General features: G+C 47.7%; 15 protein-coding genes and 1 pseudogene. 14 read left to right on the forward strand and 2 right to left on the reverse strand.

The window, feature by feature from the left end; genetic code table 11:
• Positions 1 to 3: 3 nt before the first annotated feature.
• Entirely contained in the window at positions 4 to 780 is a 777-nt protein-coding gene (locus ACESPQ_RS20400) for an HAD-IIB family hydrolase (RefSeq protein WP_008727532.1), read from the reverse strand.
• Positions 781 to 972: 192 nt separating this feature from the next.
• Here ACESPQ_RS20400 and uvsE point away from each other — a divergent pair, with 192 nt between their 5' ends.
• The 10 genes from uvsE (at position 973) to ACESPQ_RS20450 (ending at position 11,976) form a co-directional block, all read left to right on the forward strand.
• Complete coding sequence (uvsE, locus tag ACESPQ_RS20405; RefSeq protein WP_373144852.1) at positions 973 to 2,226, forward strand: UV DNA damage repair endonuclease UvsE; 1,254 nt, start codon at positions 973 to 975, stop codon at positions 2,224 to 2,226.
• A gap of 44 nt (positions 2,227 to 2,270) precedes the next feature.
• Positions 2,271 to 2,891, forward strand: a complete 621-nt coding sequence (locus tag ACESPQ_RS20410) for a hypothetical protein (protein WP_008819492.1) — start codon at positions 2,271 to 2,273, stop codon at positions 2,889 to 2,891.
• Positions 2,892 to 3,154: 263 nt separating this feature from the next.
• Entirely contained in the window at positions 3,155 to 3,511 is a 357-nt protein-coding gene (locus tag ACESPQ_RS20415) for a hypothetical protein (RefSeq protein ID WP_224720960.1), read from the forward strand.
• A gap of 12 nt (positions 3,512 to 3,523) precedes the next feature.
• Complete coding sequence (locus tag ACESPQ_RS20420; protein WP_002608542.1) at positions 3,524 to 4,465, forward strand: helix-turn-helix transcriptional regulator; 942 nt, start codon at positions 3,524 to 3,526, stop codon at positions 4,463 to 4,465.
• Between the two features lie 49 nt (positions 4,466 to 4,514).
• Positions 4,515 to 5,978 carry a DUF2779 domain-containing protein gene (locus ACESPQ_RS20425; RefSeq protein ID WP_002608543.1) on the forward strand — a complete coding sequence of 488 codons (1,464 nt, stop codon included), beginning with the start codon at positions 4,515 to 4,517 and terminating at the stop codon, positions 5,976 to 5,978.
• Positions 5,971 to 6,822, forward strand: coding sequence for a DMT family transporter (locus tag ACESPQ_RS20430; protein WP_257338009.1), 852 nt, complete (start codon positions 5,971 to 5,973; stop codon positions 6,820 to 6,822). Before ACESPQ_RS20425 ends, ACESPQ_RS20430 begins: the two co-directional genes overlap by 8 nt.
• A gap of 326 nt (positions 6,823 to 7,148) precedes the next feature.
• Positions 7,149 to 8,069: a CorA family divalent cation transporter gene (locus ACESPQ_RS20435; RefSeq protein WP_008727533.1), complete on the forward strand. Its 921-nt coding sequence runs from the start codon at positions 7,149 to 7,151 to the stop codon at positions 8,067 to 8,069.
• Between the two features lie 975 nt (positions 8,070 to 9,044).
• Complete coding sequence (locus tag ACESPQ_RS20440; protein WP_257338011.1) at positions 9,045 to 10,928, forward strand: YgiQ family radical SAM protein; 1,884 nt, start codon at positions 9,045 to 9,047, stop codon at positions 10,926 to 10,928.
• On the forward strand, positions 10,925 to 11,278 hold the full coding sequence (locus ACESPQ_RS20445) for a CidA/LrgA family protein (protein WP_002608547.1): 354 nt from the start codon (positions 10,925 to 10,927) through the stop codon (positions 11,276 to 11,278). Before ACESPQ_RS20440 ends, ACESPQ_RS20445 begins: the two co-directional genes overlap by 4 nt.
• Positions 11,275 to 11,976 (forward strand): LrgB family protein, encoded by a 702-nt coding sequence (locus ACESPQ_RS20450; protein WP_109771542.1) that lies wholly within the window; start codon positions 11,275 to 11,277, stop codon positions 11,974 to 11,976. Before ACESPQ_RS20445 ends, ACESPQ_RS20450 begins: the two co-directional genes overlap by 4 nt.
• A 78-nt stretch (positions 11,977 to 12,054) precedes the next feature.
• Here the strand turns inward: ACESPQ_RS20450 and ACESPQ_RS20455 are convergent, their stop codons facing one another.
• Complete coding sequence (locus ACESPQ_RS20455) at positions 12,055 to 13,173, reverse strand: hypothetical protein (RefSeq protein WP_233108960.1); 1,119 nt, start codon at positions 13,171 to 13,173, stop codon at positions 12,055 to 12,057.
• Between the two features lie 410 nt (positions 13,174 to 13,583).
• Here ACESPQ_RS20455 and ACESPQ_RS20460 point away from each other — a divergent pair, with 410 nt between their 5' ends.
• From ACESPQ_RS20460 to ACESPQ_RS20475, 4 genes and pseudogenes are all read left to right on the forward strand, one after another.
• The gene (locus tag ACESPQ_RS20460; protein WP_002608550.1) at positions 13,584 to 13,826 is read left to right on the forward strand and encodes a hypothetical protein; all 243 of its coding nucleotides are present in this window, start codon (positions 13,584 to 13,586) and stop codon (positions 13,824 to 13,826) included.
• A pseudogene (gene ftsH, locus ACESPQ_RS20465) lies at positions 13,819 to 15,671 on the forward strand (ATP-dependent zinc metalloprotease FtsH). Before ACESPQ_RS20460 ends, ftsH begins: the two are co-directional and overlap by 8 nt.
• A gap of 98 nt (positions 15,672 to 15,769) precedes the next feature.
• Positions 15,770 to 16,744 carry a zinc dependent phospholipase C family protein gene (locus ACESPQ_RS20470; protein ID WP_002608552.1) on the forward strand — a complete coding sequence of 325 codons (975 nt, stop codon included), beginning with the start codon at positions 15,770 to 15,772 and terminating at the stop codon, positions 16,742 to 16,744.
• A gap of 112 nt (positions 16,745 to 16,856) precedes the next feature.
• Positions 16,857 to 17,786, forward strand: a complete 930-nt coding sequence (locus ACESPQ_RS20475; protein WP_002608553.1) for a dipeptidase — start codon at positions 16,857 to 16,859, stop codon at positions 17,784 to 17,786.
• The last annotated feature ends 249 nt before the right edge of the window (positions 17,787 to 18,035 follow it).

Here is an 18,035-nt window from a genome sequence, read left to right on the forward strand (position 1 = left end):
GTCCTACGAAATCCACCCGAATTTCAGGCATGCCTTATAGATACCGTCATCGACATTGCGCTCGGTAACGTAATCCGCCTTTTTCTTCAGCGCATCGCAGGCATTGCCCATAGCAATACTGAACCATGCATCATCAAACATAACCAGATCGTTATAATCATCCCCGAATACGACAACATCCTCCACAGGGCCGCCAAGGCGCTCCATCATATCCAGAATGCCTTCCTTCTTGCGGTCATGCTGAAACATCAGATACGTCTCGACAAAGCGAAGATTCCCCAGCGTATCCTTTTTCGTAAGTCTGTGCTCCTCCTCTTTGGGAACGGATATGTAAAGCTTATAAATATCCTTTACCTGATCAATGTCAAAGTCCGCATGGAATATGTAATTGGTTGGTTCCTTCCGCTCACCGCACTGCCGCAAGAAACGATCATCCACATCGTACACATCGATCGAATCATCCAGCATCACCAGTGCACCATAGCCCAGAGCGCGTGCTTCCTTATAAACTGCGATTGCCTTCTGCCGGTCTAGCGGTGTATTCATGATCAGCTCATCATTGATCACCAGACCATTCCCTCCGCAGCATACCATGTTATGCAAACCCGAAGCTTCCATAAAGCCCCTTGCTTTATAGTGTGCCCTTCCTGTGGCGATTGCGACAAAATGTCCGGCCTCCTGCAGACGATCCAGCGTCTTTTGGGCACTGGGAACGATTTTCTTCGTCTCATTATCCGTCAGCGTGCCGTCAATATCGAAAAACATATACTTCTTCTTCATGAATTCCATCCTCCTGTATCGTCTTTATCATAACGGCTATAAGGGAAATTGACAAGAAAAAACGATGCCGGGAAGCGATCGCATGCTGCAGGACTTCCCTTAATGGCAACTGCAGGCAGCCTGTTTTTCAGCGTCTGTTCATAATTATTCAGCTCATGCACAAGCTAAGTAAAGAGAAAAGGAGTTGTGTATATGAAAATCGGTTACGCCTGTATATGTCTTGACCCGCAATTTCATTTTGAAACCTGCATACAAAAATTCGCGACAGAAAGCCGGCTGCGCAATATTATCCGTGCAAATCTGGCAACGCTGCAAAAGCTGCTGGAATATAATGCAGGGCACAGCATCCGGATGTATCGTCTGTCCTCCGACCTGATTCCCTTTGGCTCCAGTCCGGTCAATACCATCCCCTGGCTGGAGGAATTCGCTGCGCAGTTTCAAAGCCTGGGGGACTATGTACGGGAGCACGGAATGCGTGTATCCCTGCATCCGGGTCAGTATTGCGTGATCAATTCACCGCGTGAGGAGGTTGTAACACGCAGTATCGATGAGCTACTGTATCATGCGTCCATTCTGGAAGCGATGGGATTGGATGCGACACACAAAATGATATTGCATGTCGGTGGCATCTATGGCGATAAGCAGCAGGCGATGCAGCGCTTTGCAAGGGTATACCGGCGTTTAGACCCCATCATTCAGAAGCATCTCATCATAGAAAATGATGATCGCTATTATACAATAGAGGATGTTTTGTATTTATCAGCGCAGCTTTCGATTCCTGTGGTATTCGATAATCTGCATCACGCCATACTTCCTCCTGCACTAGAGCGCTCACAGCTGGAATGGCTTTGGCTGGTAGCCGACACATGGAAAAAAGAGGACGGCATCATGAAAATACATTTTTGCCAGCAGGATGTGAAAAAGCGTAAGGGAGCTCATGCGATGCACATTGATGCCGATACATTTCTGGAATTTATCCGCGAGCGGGAAGGGCTGGATATGGATATCATGCTGGAGGTAAAGGATAAAAACATATCCGCAATCAAATGCAGGAATCTGTTAGAGAAAACGCTGCAGGATGCACAAGCGGAGTGGAAGCGATACCGGCTGTTGTTTTTACTCGACAGTACCCGCCTGTATGAGGTCTGGAATACGCTTATGCACAGCAGCTGTAGGATTCAAAGTCTTGATTTTTATCATGTATGCGAGGATATCGGCAGAAGAGTGCACACCGCTTCGGATGTTTCGCGTATGCTGCAGCATGTAATACAGAATATGGACTGGACACAGCGTACAGCCAATCTGCTGCTACGTGCTGTAACGGCATATGAAGCCCGGGAAAAAAGCCTGGAGCAGCTGCTGGACACCCTGCTTCGAGCGTGCGAGCGTGAACAACGGTATGACCTGTATGATGCGGTGCTGCTTCTGAAAACCTATGAGGTATAAAACCGTAAGGATGAGACATACTACCTATGACAGGAGGCTGGAATATGAATAAACTAGTACAGAAAGCAGCGTGTATCGCGCTTTTGGCTGCACTGATGGGCGGCTGCAGTATGAATGACAAGAAGGATGCAAATACGAAAACAAACGAGACCAAGGAAGCTGCGGAAAAAAGCGTAAAGGACGCCAAGAACAAGACGGAAGACAGCATTGATAATGTCATGAATTATTTCAAGGATAAAGGTCTGAAATATGAAAATTCCAAGGCGATCACCGATATTGACTTTGCGGCTTATGAGGGCAGAAGCTTTGATTACAACGGAAGCACCGGGTATTTGTATCGCGTGAAATCCGATGATGACAATATGAAAAAGGTCCTGAAGGAAGCAAAGGATAACGGCAAGGTGAAGGTCAGCATCAATAATAAGGAACAGGAATACGGTGCCAAGGTAAACGGTGATTTCCTATTCCTCTACGATACCAATGCAGACTGGAATGATGTTGTCACGGCATTCCCGAATTATACCTATGCAGGTACGGGGACAACCGGAACCAACGGAACAAATGGTGTAAGCGAGCCCTCCAATCCGGGGACTACGAAGAATGCGAATGAGCAGAACAGCAATGTCAATACACCAAATGATGCCAAAAACGGAATGGAAGACTAAACAGCTTACATAGAAAAGCGGATGCACCTCATTGTGAATCTGCTTTTTTTATACAGCCATCGTATGAATCTTTCAAAGATAGGGTAGGGAAGCTCACTTGCAGTAATAGCATGCATTTTTTTATATAGGACAGCGTATAGGGTAAGCCGCTATGCTGATGATATTGCTGTGTTCCCATATTTTTATAGATAAATTGCATTGTTACATGTATAATGTAACAATAGGGCATATCATAAAGACATCAAGAAAGGATGTGCCTTATGATGAGTGATAGAAAACTGGCAACAATGATGTTGAATGCTGTATGGAATGAGGATGTCAGAGGTCTGCGTCGCGTACTTCGCATGGGAGCGGATCCAAACTGGATATTCAATGGATATCCGATTCTGATTCATGCTGTTTTCACAAGAAATGAAAAAATTATGATGCTGCTGATCAAGGCAGGGGCCGTGCAGGTTGAGGAGGCACTGGGCTTTGCACTGGATCGCTGTGTGGGAGAGATGATATTTCCGCTGGCATTTCTGGGAATCGTGCCAAAGGAGGAAGAGGTCAAGGAGGAATTCGGACCTTACCCGTCCCGGTACTGTCCGCTCGATTATCCGCTGCCCGCACGAGCATAGACGGGAGGAATTATGAAACGATGTGCTGCCTGTATCCGTATGCTTCAGCTATTGCGTTCCCGCGGGTTTATGACACGCGAGGAGCTGGCACAGGAGCTGGATACCAATGTCAGAAATATTCTGGAATATCGCAAGGAGCTGGAGGAAGCGGGCTATGTGATCGAAGGGACCACTGGGAAATACGGCGGTTATCAGCTGAAATCGGGAACGCTTCTTCCGGTGGCGGGGCTGTATGAGGAGGAGCTGCGCTCCCTTCAGGAATCCAGACGCTATCTGGAAAGTCACCGTGACTTTCTGCCTTATGCAACATATTGCAGAGCAATTGATAAATTTCTGGCAACAACCACGCTGCAGGTGCGGGAAAGCGGCGTGTATGTGGAAGAGAGCGCGGATGTAACCGGTACAATGATATCGATGATACGCATCTGTGAGCAGGGAAGAGATGCCCTTTTTGCGGTGGAGCTGCAGTATAAAAGTCTTCATGCTTCTGATTTTGAAACCATCGTCATTCAGCCCTATGAGATCATCAATGTAAAGGGCAGCTATTATTGTCTTGCATATTCGCTGAAGGCCAGAGCTTATCGAAACTTCAAATTCAGTGAGGAGCGTATGCGGAATGTGCGGCTGACCAGACGTCCGTTTGTACGGGATGCGGACTTTCATATCCGTGATTATATCGGGAAGACAGGATTGATCCGTGATGAAATCATCGAGCTGAAGCTGTATGTCTATGGAGAAAGCGCCCGCCTGATCAGTGAAAAAAAGCCCGGTATTTCTCCGGTGCTGGAATGGGTGGATGAGCAGACACTGTATCTGACCACCATGATGGAGGGAAGAATCAGTGCGCGTAATTTTCTGCTGTCGCTGGGAAACCAGTGCCAACTTGTCAGTCCGCAGGACCTGAAGCAGGAAATCCATGCGATTGCAAAAGATATGCTCGCTTTATATTCCTAATTTCTCTTACATCTGGTATAATTTTACCTGGAGAGTGAGTTGATACGCAATGCTGCATCTTACAGATATAAAGAAATATGAGCGCTGTCCCAGAGCCTTCTGGCTGTCACGGCGCCAAAAAAAGGAATTTGTTCCCTTTGTAAATTATAATGAAAGCATGAGCGAGCTGGTAAAGCAGCTGCTGATGATCCGCGAAGAGGATGCGTTCGTCGGAAAGGCGAATGACAGTGGGGAACTTGCATTACAGGCGCTGCATGAGAAAAAAGTGCTCATCCACGCCCGCTTTGTCTATGAAGATTTAAGAATCAACGTACCGTTTCTGGTACAGGAGGATGGCAGGCGTATTCTTTATTTCACCTATCGCAGCTGTTTTCCCAAGGAGCATGAGGCTGTCCGTATGGCACAGTATCTGGCGGTGCTGGAAAAGCTGGGGGTCTCGATTGATGCAGTGTATGCCATTCATCTGAATGCGGCGTATGTCCGAGGAAAAGAGCTGGATGTCAGACAGCTGCTGATCGTTGATGAATATTTATACAACGGTAAGAACAAGGCGCACAAAACGATTCGGGAATTGCTGGATAAGCAGGAAATCGATTTGGATGCCATGCTGGAAAAGCTGCATGCCTGTGAGGCTATGGACGATATCCCCGTGAAGCGAAGTCATGTGTGTACACGCGGCGGCAAGTGTATGTATTATGACGACTGCTTCCCGGAAGAGCCGGCGGATGATTCCATTTTGAATCTGGTGCAGGCTGCTCAAAAATATGATATGCATGAGGAGGGGATCACCACCCTGCGGGATGCGGATATCGATCGAATCGAGGGAACACGTCATCAGTATGCGCAGATCATGGCGGCCCGCAATCACGGACTGTATGTGGATAAGGGAGCGCTGCGCTGCTGGAAGAAGGCACATATCCAGACACCGGTTTCCTATCTGGATTTTGAATGGGAAACCTATGCGTTTCCTCCGTATGAGGGTATGAAGCCCTTTGATGTCCTGGTTTTCCAGTATAGTCTGCATATTGAGGAGCAGCAGGAGCTGCGTCATGTCGGCTTTATCGGAGAGAGGGACTGCCGCAGGGCTTTCCTTGAGCATCTGCTTGCCCATATTCCGAAGACGGGAACGATTCTCGTCTATAATATGGAGGGGGCGGAAAAGCTGCGTCTGGTACAGCTGGCACAGCAGTTTCCGGAATATGAGGAGCGTTTGCGTGCTGTGTGGGAGCGTATGGTTGATCTGTCACTTCCGTTTTCAACCGGAAATGTCTATGATATCCGGATGGCAGGCTTTTACTCGCTGAAGAGGCTGGTACCTGTATTCTCTGATTACAGCTATCAGGATCTGGAAATTTCCTATGGTATGGATGCGGTTGAAAAATGGAGGGAATACTGTACGGCTGACGCAGAAAAAAAGCAGGAAATCTATGGGCAGCTGGAGCAATACTGTGCCATGGATACCTATGCTGAATATATCGTGTATCATGCCCTGGAGGATATGATGCGTGACTAAGCGACATATGGGAGCCTATTTGTGTGCCATGCTGTTATTTGGCACACTGGGCCTGTTTGTACGGCAGGCGCATGTCGCAGGTGATGTGCTGGCCTTTCTGCGAACGCTCATCGGTGCCGCGTTTCTGGGTGTTCTTCTTTTGCTTCAAAGACATCGCATACAGAAAATCGGTGGCAGGCAGCTGCTGTATGTACTGCTGTCTGCCGCCTTTCTGGGCTTTAACTGGGTCTTTCTGTTTGAAGTCTATGCCGCAGCTACGATTTCCATTGCAACGGTGATATATTATACAGCACCGCTGCTGGCGCTTCTGGCGGCGGTCTTCCTCTTTCATGAGTCTGTAACTTTGCGTATTGTATTGGGCATCGTACTGACGATGGGAGGCCTTTTGTGCATAACGCAGGTAACGGGCACTGCTGTGCAGCTCAAGGGAATACTGTTTGCGGCTGCCGCTGCACTGTGCTATGCGGGTGTGTTGCTTACAAATCAGTTCCTTCATGATATCGACGGTCTGTACTTTACCTTTTTGCAGCTGCTGTGCTCTGCAGGTATTCTGTTTGTTTATCTGCTGCTGGAAGGACGCATTCATCTGATACCAGAGCTTCCGGCAGCCTCATGGCCCTGGATCATGTGTATCGCCGTGGTGCATACCGGAGTTGCCTATGCGCTGTATTTTACTTCACTGCATCATCTTACCAGCTCGCAGGCAGCCGTTGGCAGCTACCTTGATCCCTGTATAGCGCTTCTATTGTCGATTTTTCTTCTGCGTGAGCCGTCCACCCTGATGCAGGGAATCGGAATTGCTGCCATAGTAGGCGGTATTATAATCAGTGATTCATCAGCATGAACCGTGTCTGGTGAATTTTTTTGTCAGCAGTCTTTCTGCCACTGCAGTTTCTTTGACAAAGGCTATACAGCGGGTGAAGACTGCCTGTGCTGTTCATAAGGGCTTTTCATCAAAGAGCTGCTGATACAGCTGCACAGTGAATACGGGCGGTACTGCCGTAACTTCAGGCAGATGTATCACCTGCAGAAGCAGGGACTTCCATGGACATAAGAGCCTTGTTTTCTATGAACGCTGGAATCCTCCGGACAAAGGCGGATCAGGGTCACAGGGATACTCTTTCAAATTTCGCCAAAGCTGTGGTACAATAAGCAAAAGGAAGTGAGCATATGCTGTATGATCTTTACCGGAAGCAAAAGACTTCCCCACAGAAAGCAATGGAAGGTCAGTTTCTGTTTGGCATATACAGGCTGGAGGAATGGAAGGGTCTTGTAGAAGCCTTCGGGTTTTCACCGGGGACCCTTGTGGAGCTGGATCACATGGATGAAAGCCGCACACTGCATAAGCTGGACAGCTATTACGGCTACTGCTTTGGCTTTGTACATCCGCTGAAAGTCCGCAAGGAAGCCGCAGCAGGTATAGGTTTATACTGCCGGCAAAGGGAAGTGATTCTAATCAGTGAGAATACGGATCAGCTGCTGGATTTTTTTCGACTGCTACAGCAGCTGCCGGCAGCACAGCTCAGTGCAGAGCATATTCTTTCGCTGTTTTTTGAATACCTTTTGAAGAAGCATAAGGAGGAGCACGATCAGCTCGAGGATTTGATTGAGGAGCTGGATAATGATATTCTGAATGATAATCTGCAAAATTTCAATCAGCGAATCACCGGAATCCGAAACAGGATTCGCTACCTGCTGCAATATGATGAGCAGTTCAGCGATGTATGCGAGGAGCTGCTGGAGGATGAAAACGACCTGTTTGCCCGAGAGCAGCTGCACCATCTTCGCATCTGTTCCGATCGGGTGGAACGGCTGGGACAGCATACCCGCACCCTGCGCGATTACAGTGTGCAGGTTCGTGAATCCTATCAGGCGCAGGTGGATATCCGCTTGAATCGCATGATGTATATATTCACGATCGTTACAGTGATTTTCCTTCCGCTGACACTGATTGTCGGCTGGTACGGCATGAATTTTACAGGAATGCCGGAGCTGCATTGGAGGTATGGATATCCCTTTGTCATCATTCTTTCTCTTGTTTCCATCGGCATCTGTGTATGGTCTATTTACCGAAAACGGATACGAAAATAAGAGGGAGGCAGATTTCACGGATAGCGTAGGTGCTCGTCTTTGCATGTATTGCATAGGGGAAACGTATGAGGTGGGGCGGTATGTGTAAGGATTTAGACAGGCTTTGCAGGGGACAGGTCATGGATACTCATCGGTTGTCTGTTATAGGCCTTGTGGGACATCGGTAGAAACAACGATATAGAAATTACTGCCACTCATATATTTGTTTTCGCTCTTATCCAAGCTGTTTTAAAGATATAAAGCGGTGAAGGGTAACGAAACATAGGAAGGAATGTGTAAAAAATAGCGGAAATAAGTTGACAAAGACTAACAAATTGCATATACTAAAGGAGAAGTTAGAAAAATATAACAAGATTGTGGTACATTCCTTCTCACGTACTGTATTCTTTTTCCTCTATAACTTTACAACCCAATAATAATCAGCTCTGACTTCTATTTATAAAGGACGGTTCCTCGACCGTCCTTTTATCTGGAAGACGTGGAATTCAAATGGTGAATTCCACAATGCAACGCCCGATCAAATGCTTAACCAGACTCGTGAACTTTCTTTTGGACGCAGGACTCTATATTTCATTGTAAGATAGATACGCCTGCTTCCCGGAAGATATGGTGTAATTTTTAAAATAAAAGTTGACAAAGGCTAACACATGGTGTATTCTATAGGAGAAGTTAGATAAAACTAACAAGACTGCAGAGCGTTCCTTTCTCACGTGCTGCTGTATTGTATCCTCTATAACTTTACAACCAATACTATCATCTGACTTCTTTTCTGAAAGGCGGTTTCCTCGACCGTCTTTTTTTAGTCCCTTTAAGAAACCATGCAGGCAGTCAGACGGGATTAGCATCCTGTCTTATCTCTGGGAAGGCAAGTGTAAGGGCTATCTTAAAAAACATCATCAAAAACACGTAAAATCCGATGGGAGAAGCCGTAAAAGTATGGTAAGATTATAGCGCAAGTGAGGAGTGTGTATTGCTATGGCTTTTTTACCAACGACCAGAGAGGAAATGCTGGAGCAGGGATTCGAGAGTGTTGATTTTGTTTATGTGAGCGGAGATGCCTATGTGGATCATCCGTCCTTCGGCTGTGCAATTATAACGAGAACATTGCAGGCATACGGCTACAGCTGTGCTATTCTGCCGCAGCCCGACTGGCACAACGATGAGGAATTTACACAATTCGGTGAGCCGCGTCTGGGGTTTCTTGTATCTGCCGGAAATATTGATTCCATGGTGAATCATTATTCTGTCAATAAGCGAAGAAGAGATAAGGATTCCTACAGTGATGAGGGAGTTATGGGAAAGCGGCCGGATCGCCCGACCATTGTCTATACGCAGATATTAAAGCGTCTGTTTCCGCATAAGCCGGTTCTGATTGGCGGTATTGAGGCAAGTCTGCGGCGTCTTTCCCATTATGATTACTGGGATGATAAGGTGCGCAGAAGCATCCTCATCGATTCACAGGCTGATTTATTGATGTATGGGATGGGAGAAAACACCATCATCGAGGTTGCCGATGCATTAAACAGCGGATTGCGGGCAGAGGATCTCTGCTATATCCGGGGAACCTGCTGGAAAACCAAAGCTCTGGAATACCTGAGCGATTATGTGCTGCTGCCCTCCTATGAAGCGGTGTGTGCAGATAAGCATACGTATGCAAAGAGCTTTCACATACAGCATGAAAACATTGATGCCATCGCAGCCAGTGTGCTGGTGGAGCCGTATGACGGCTGGTATGTCGTACAGAATCAGCCTCCGCTGCCGCTGACGCAGGAGGAAATGGATTTCACCTATTCGCTGCCCTACGAGCGCACCTATCATCCTCGCTATACATATATTCCTGCGATTGAAGAGGTACAGTTTTCCATTGTCAGTAACCGCGGCTGTTTCGGCTCCTGCGCTTTCTGTGCCATTACGCATCATCAGGGACGCGTGATTTCCACAAGAAGCAGGGATTCCATCGTCGATGAAGCGAAGCGTATTACGGAAATGCCGAATTTCAAGGGCTATATTCATGATGTCGGAGGACCGACTGCCAATTTTTCAAGAGAAGCCTGCGATAAGCAGCGGGAATACGGCGCGTGTAAGAATCGGGAGTGTCTGTTTCCCAAGGGCTGTGCAAATCTGAAGGTGGATCACAGCCGCTATCTGGAAATTCTTCGGGCAGTGCGCGCACTTCCAAGAGTGAAAAAGGTGTTTATCCGTTCCGGTATCCGCTATGATTACCTGATGTATGATAAAAATGATGAGTTCTTCGATGAGCTTGTACAGCATCATATCAGCGGACAGCTGAAGGTGGCTCCTGAGCATATCAATGCGGCAGTGCTGGATAAAATGGGGAAGCCGAGAAAAGAGCTGTATCTGAAATTTGTGGATAAATTCAAGCGGAAGAATGAGCAGTTCAACAGGAATCAGTTCATTGTTCCCTATCTTATGAGCTCTCATCCCGGCAGTGATCTGCAGGCGGCGATCGAGCTTGCCTGCTATCTGAAAAAAATCCACTATACGCCGAAGCAGGTTCAGGATTTCTATCCGACTCCGGGGACACCGGCAACCTGTATGTATTATACCGGTCTGGATCCGAAGACGATGCGTCCGGTTTATGTTGCACGAAGCTATGAGGAAAAAGCGATGCAGCGGGCACTGATGCAGTTTACCTATCCGCAAAATTATGATCTTGTCTACAAGGCGCTGAAGACAGCCGGCCGTATGGATCTGGTGGGGAATTCACCGAAATGTCTGATACCGTATCGCAAGGGGCATACCGGAAATAAGTTTGCAGGAGGAAGACAGAAGGAGCAGCACAGAAAGCCCTATGCAAATAAAGCTTCGAAACCGCAGCGAGGGGGGAAACGCTCATGAAAATCTTTCGTGAGGTACTCGTGATCTTCGGACTGTATTATGTCGGAGAGCTGATCAGTACGACGTTGTCCCTGCCGCTTCCCGGAAGTCTGGTCGGTATGATTCTGCTGTTTGCGCTGCTGCAGCTGCATATTGTTGAGCTGGAACAGATCGCGACGGTTTCCGATTTTCTACTGGGACATCTGCCGTTTTTCTTCCTTCCTGCCGGTGTGGCGCTGATGGCCAGCTTTTCTGCAATGAAGGGCTTATGGATCTGGATGCTGGTCATCTGTCTTGTGACAACGATCATCACGATGGGCTGCAGCGGGCGTATCATCCAGCATATGATGGAAAGGAAATCAAAGCCATGAAAGAGCTGCTGAAAAATCCGATGTTCGGCATCCTGCTTTCGCTGGCAGCCTTTGAGGCAGGACTCTTGCTGCAAAAGAAGACAAAGCTGATTTTCCTCAATCCGCTGCTTACCGCCATCATGATGGTCATCGCCGTGCTCATGATGAGTGGAATCGGGCTGGAAACGTATCAGCTGGGCGGTGATATCATTTCCTTGTTTCTTGGTCCTGCCACCGTGGTTCTGGCTGTTCCGCTGTATCAGCAGGTGCACAGCCTGAAAAACTATTTTGTTCCGATCATGGTAGGTATCGTCTGTGGAATTGCTGTCGGACTGGTATCCACGCTGCTGTGTGCCTGGCTTGTACGGATGGAGCCTGCCATCATTGCCAGTCTCGTGCCCAAATCCATTACAACGCCGATCGGCATGGAGCTGAGTGTTGAACTGGGCGGTATTCAGGCAATTACCGTACTTGCTATTCTGGTCACCGGAATCATCGGTGCCGTTGTGGCTGAATTTGTTTTCCGTGTTTTTCGCATCGAGCATCCGATTGCGCGGGGAATTGCACTGGGCTGCAGTGCCCATGCGATCGGAACCAGCAAGGCTTTGCAGCTGGGGCATGTGGAAGGCGCAATGAGCTCTCTTGCGATCGGTGTATGCGGAATTCTCACGGTTTTTCTCGCACCGCCGGTATGGAGTCTGGTATCCGCTTTACTATAATTCCATAACTGCATTGCATATGTATAAAAGGCAGGCACACGCATAGTTCGCGAGCCTGTCTTTTTCGTATCGGTATGCTTATATGGGAGGAATATTCAGCTCTTCACTGATTTCAAGCAGTAATCTGCAGTCACGATTATGCAGTGTGCCATCAATGGGAAGTGCAAGCAGCCTTTGGAATGCACATACATTTTCTGTAAAGGAGGCATTGCTTTGGCTCTTGTTATAGGCCTTCAATACCTTCCTTAGCAGCATCTCCATGTCCGATTCCTTCAGCTGTTCACATAAGGCAGGGGGCTCACGCTTCAGAATATCAGCATCCTGCAGGCTGTGGTACAGGTGTTTTGCTTCCTTTTTCAATACCTGCTGCCATTCCGCTTTGGAAGCAGCTGTCCTGCTGCTTTGGCACTGGGCGAGCCAGGCATACAGAAGCGATTTTCCAAGAAACAGCTTCAGTATTTCATAGCTGCCATTTGTCTCTTGCAGCAGCAGCTCCCATGCATCCCATGGCAGAAGCTGTGAAGGCTCCTTTGGCAAAGCATTTACAAGCGCCTGCAGTGCGCGCTTCCTGCTGTTGATTTTATCCTTGGCTGCGGCACTGTCTGCACCGCCGGCTTCTATATGAAGCTGGTTGTACAGCGCAGCTTCGCTTATCTCCTGCTCATCTGTTGCACATACGGGAACACAGGTCTGAAGAAAACGCTGCCACTGTTCTTGCTCGTGTGTCGTGGAAGAGGCTGTCCCGCAGGCAGCACTCGACATAGAGCAGGACATATGCTTCTCAAAAACCTCCTCAGCGATTTTATATACGCGCTGATGAAGGAGAAGCCAGGGCGGCAGGAACGCCGGATTCGTCTCCCTTGAAAGCTGCATCCAGATATCCTCCGCGCGCTGACGGAGCAGCTCCGCCGGCAAGGTAGGATTCAGATAGCGCAGAGCATACAGGAAGGCTTCAAAGGAAAACGACGGTTTGTTTTTTTCATGAAGCTTGTGCAATGATTGTAGCATTGGCTGAGTCTGTATATGCAGCTTTGGCATCATATAAACGATGAGCTCACTGTGTACACCCGGATACAGGGGCAGGACGATATGAGCGGCATGGAAGTGCTTTGCACGGATATCGATTTCATATCCGGCAGTCTGTGTTTCGTCCACATACAATGGGATTTCAGGTGTTCTTCCATCCTCTTTTGTCATGAAGAAATCTTCATAGACAAGAACGCTGTTGTGCTTCATTGTAATGCGGAGCATGGCATTCGGTATATTGAAAAGTCCCAGACCACAGGTGGCATGGATCTGTAACGTACCTGTTGCGATAGTATCACCCCCTACTTTACGGTATGTGAATGCAAAGAAACGGCATGGTGGTTTCGCCTACATCTTTATGTGAATTATGGGATGATTGCATGGAATTATGGATTTCAAAGTACAGCTGTTGACCATCCAGGGCTTCCGTATTATAGTATGTGTAAATATTTCATGCAGGGAATATGAAAGGCAAAGGTACGTGCTTTTATAACAAATGAGGAAGTGATTGCTCATGTACTTCGCTGCAAAATAGCAGTCTCATGGATACGATAAATCCTTTGTGCACAAAGGAACTGCGCATGAAAGAAAAGGCGAAGCACAGGATGATGAAGCACTCGATCATCCGTTTTTATAAAGCGTATGGTGTTACACAGACTACATTTGAAGAAGACACAGCCGGCAGGCTGAGCGACTTGTTTATCGAGCAGACAGGAAGCTCCACCAGACTCTTTATTTCAAAAGCTCAAAGAACGCCGGATTACGGAATTGCGGATTCCTGGCGGCTGCCGGGGTCCTGCATCAGGAGGTGCAAACATGAATAAACAAAAGAAACCCTTATATTTTTATTATCTGCTGATACTGATTGTCATTGTTGCGGGAAACATGCTGTTTTCCGCAATGGAACAGAGTCGAATCAAGGATGTCAGCTACAATACCTTTATTAAACAGACAGAACAGAAAAAAATCGACAAGGTGGAAATCGGTGATCAAAGCATCAGCTATACGCTGAAAAAGGATGAGAAGACGATTTATCAGACGGAAACGATGGAAACGGATACCGCGCTGTCTCAGCGGCTGTATGATGCCGGGGCAACCTTTACAAGAGTACACACGAAGGAAATGAATCCCTGGCTGTCCTTCCTGATAACGGGTATCCTGCCGATTATTCTGCTGTTCTGGTTCGGTAACCACATGTTTAAGAAGATGCAGAAGAAAATGGGCGGTGATGCCATGAGCTTTGGGGGAGGCGGCTTAGGCGGCTTTGGAAAGAGCGATGCGAAAATATATGTAAAATCACAGACAGGGAAAACCTTTCTGGATGTGGCTGGACAGGAGGAAGCCAAGGCTGCGCTGCAGGAAATGGTGGAATTTCTCAAAAGTCCCCAGCGCTATACCCAGATCGTGCACAGATGCCAAAGGGAGCTCTGCTTGTCGGGCCTCCGGGTACCGGGAAGACACTGCTTGCGAAAGCGGTGGCAGGGGAAGCAAATGTACCGTTTTTCTCAATCAGCGGTTCGGAATTTGTCGAGATGTTTGTCGGGCGCGGAGCTGCCAGAGTCCGTGATCTGTTCAAACAAGCCAGAGAAAAGGCACCGTGTATCGTGTTTATTGATGAAATCGACACCATAGGAAAGAAGCGGGATGGTGCAGGTGTGGGTGGTAATGATGAACGGGAACAGACGCTGAATCAGCTGCTGGCGGAAATGGACGGCTTTGACGGAAGTACCGGCGTCATCCTTCTAGCTGCTACCAATCGCCCGGAATCTCTGGATCAGGCACTGCTTCGTCCGGGACGCTTTGACCGGCGCATACCGGTGGATTTACCGGATCTTGCCGGGCGTCAGGCCATTTTGCAGGTACACGCCAAGGATGTTCGCATGGGCAAGAATATTGACTTTCGTGCAATCGCAAGAGCGACTGCCGGTGCGAGCGGTGCGGAGCTGGCCAATATTATCAATGAAGCTGCCCTGCTTGCGGTCAAGGATAACCGGACACAGGTCATCCAAAAGGATTTGGAGGACAGCGTGGAAACGGTGATCGCCGGATATGAACGTAAAAACGCTGTCATATCAACCAAGGAAAAGCTGATTGTATCCTATCATGAAATCGGCCACGCACTGGTTGCGGCCAAAGCGAAAAACAGTATGCCGGTAACGAAAATCACGATCGTACCGCGAACAAGCGGTGCACTTGGCTATACCCTGCAGGTTCCGGAGGAGGAAAGTAACCTGATCACCAAGGAGGAGGCATTCACCAAAATCATGACCTGCTGCGGCGGACGTGCTGCAGAGGATCTGGTGTTTCATTCCATCACCAGTGGAGCCAGCAATGATATCGAGCAGGCAACCAAGATTGCCAGAAGCATGATCACGCGTCTGGGAATGAGTGAAACCTTCGGGATGACAGCACTGGAAACTGTGAATAATAAATATCTGGGCGGCGATACCTCGCTTGCCTGCAGCGATCAGACAGCAACCCGTGTCGATGAAGAGGTCGTCAGGCTGATACAGCAGGCCTATGAGGAAGCACGCCGTATTCTGGAGGAGAACAAGGAGAAGCTGCATGAGCTGGCAAAATTCCTGTATGAGCGTGAAACGATAACAGGAGAGCAGTTTATGGAAATCGTCAATCGCGTTCCTCAGCTCGAAACAGCACAGAATTTGTAGAAAGAAAGCGAAAAGCAGCGCTTTCTTTTGCGTTATGAAAGGCGTGCTGTGCTATAATAGAGTATGTAAATACGTGAAGCAAGCACAAGGAGGGTTCTATGCCAAATATTATTACACATAAGATTTTTGCGGAAGAAGTGCTGAAGAGCATGACCAAGCACGATATCCGTTCCATGATAGAGCGTCATCCGCAGATATTCTATATCGGCAGCAATGGTCCTGATTTCCTGTTCTTTTCTCATATCAAACCATGGGAATCCTATAAAAGTCATGCGCTGAACAGGCTGGGCAGTGCCATGCATGCACATGGTATCAATGCGTTTTATGAAACAGCAATCGAATGCATCCGTGCACAGAAGCATGAGGATGTAAAGGAGCTGATGAGTGTTTATCTGTTTGGTCACCTGTGTCACTGGGCGCTGGATAAGACGACACATCCCTATATTTTCTATCGTACAGGGAACTGCCGGGGTGTCAGTGCAGGTCTGCATCACCGCTTTGAGTCTATGATGGATACCATGATGCTGGAAAAATACCGCGGCTTGAGTATCCGGGATTATCCGTGCTATGAAATCTGTGCATATGATGAGGATATTCTGAAGGCGATCGCCCGCATATACGTACCAGCTGCACGCAAGGTTTATCACCATGAGGTTAAGGTACACGATATCAGGGAAACCCTGAACTCCTGGTATGATGTACAGAAGCTGCTGTATGATCCTGCAAATATCAAATATCCGCTGTTAAAGGGCTTTGAGACGCTTGCACGCAAGCCCTGGGCTGTCAGCGGCAACGTTGTCCGTCCGTCTGTGGATGAGCGCTATGATGTATTGAACGAAGAGCATGCGATCTGGAAGCATCCGTGTGATGATACGATCACATCCAACGCTTCTTTTATTGATATGTTCAACGAGGCAATTGAAACGGCTGTTCGTGTAGTTGACAAGGCATACGGCTGTATAGAATACGGAGCTGACAGTCAATCTGTGCTCGAGCTTCTGCAGGATGCCGCCTACGATACCGGAATGGACGGCAAGCGGGATATGAAGTATTTCGATATTATCTATGACTGATGTAATTGCTGGTAAGGGGCATGTCCATGGTGCTATACATACGACATGCTCTTTTCTATAGGAGAGCTGTCAAAGATTGTGCATATACTGAAGGAAGAGAGGAGAATGTACTATGAAGCTGTTTGATTTGCATGCGGACATCGGATACGATGTCATGCAGAAGAAGCACACGGAAACAGATATACTGAACCGCTTTCATCTGCAGAAGTTTTTAGAGGGTGAGGTTTCTTATATCGGTATGGCATCCTTTTTTGAGGGAAGTGAAACGTGGGACTATATGCAGGATATGGTTTTGTCCCTGAAAAAGGAAATCGAGCATTGCGAGATGATCGATTTGGTGCTTTGTGGTGAGGATTTAATTGAAAACGGACATATCAAGGCAATACTGACTGTGGAGGGAATGTGCGGTATCAAGGAGCATGCCAGAGAAAAAATCGAGTGGCTGTATGCGCAGGGTGTACGCATTGCCTCCTTTTGCTGGAACGAGGAAAATCTGCTGGCAACCGGCGTAAAGGGGAATCCGGAGCATGGCCTTCATCCGCTTGGGGAAGAGGCACTGCAGGCAATGATTGACTGCAATATGCTGGTGGATGTATCCCATGCCAATGAGCGAACCTTCTGGGATATTATGGCACATCCCTCAGCACGCGTTATCGCCACGCATTCCAATGCGAGAGCGTTGTGTGATCATCCACGGAATCTTTGGGACGATCAGATTATCGCTATCGCAAAGCGGGGGGGAATCATCGGTATGAACAGTGCACCGGCGTTTGTCCATGAGCGTCCTGAAAAACGCGATATCCCTCATCTGGTTGCTCATATGCACTATATAAAGCAGCTGGCAGGAATCGAAGCACTGGCACTGGGGCTTGATTATATGGATTTCTATGAGGGCTGTGAGGAGCTGCATACAAAAAATCTGGAGGATTGTTCAAAGAGCCAGCGTTTGATTGAGGGAATGCTGACCCGGAATTTCAGTGAGGAAGAGGTAAGATTGATTGCCAGTGAGAATGCTCTGCGTAAGCTGAAAGAGGTTTTGTAAAGAAAGTTAAAAAAAGTTTTGGGCGCCCCTGAGCGCTTTTTTTTATCCTTTCAACTGCTTGAAGTCCTTTGTTTCTCATCGTATGCAAGGCTTGCGTCACATAAGAATAACACGATAAATACTATGCTTGCTCGTAATGGTACTTGTTTTTATATAAGAGAAAAAGTATAATAAACACGACTTTTGTAAAATATTGTATTTGCGGTTGGAATGCCGTTTAACATTATGCAAAGGGAATGATGGAAATCG

The sequence above is a fragment of the Clostridium sp. HGF2 genome (genome assembly GCF_964240115.1).
Classification (GTDB): Bacteria; Bacillota_I; Bacilli_A; order Erysipelotrichales; family Erysipelotrichaceae; genus Clostridium_AQ; species Clostridium_AQ innocuum.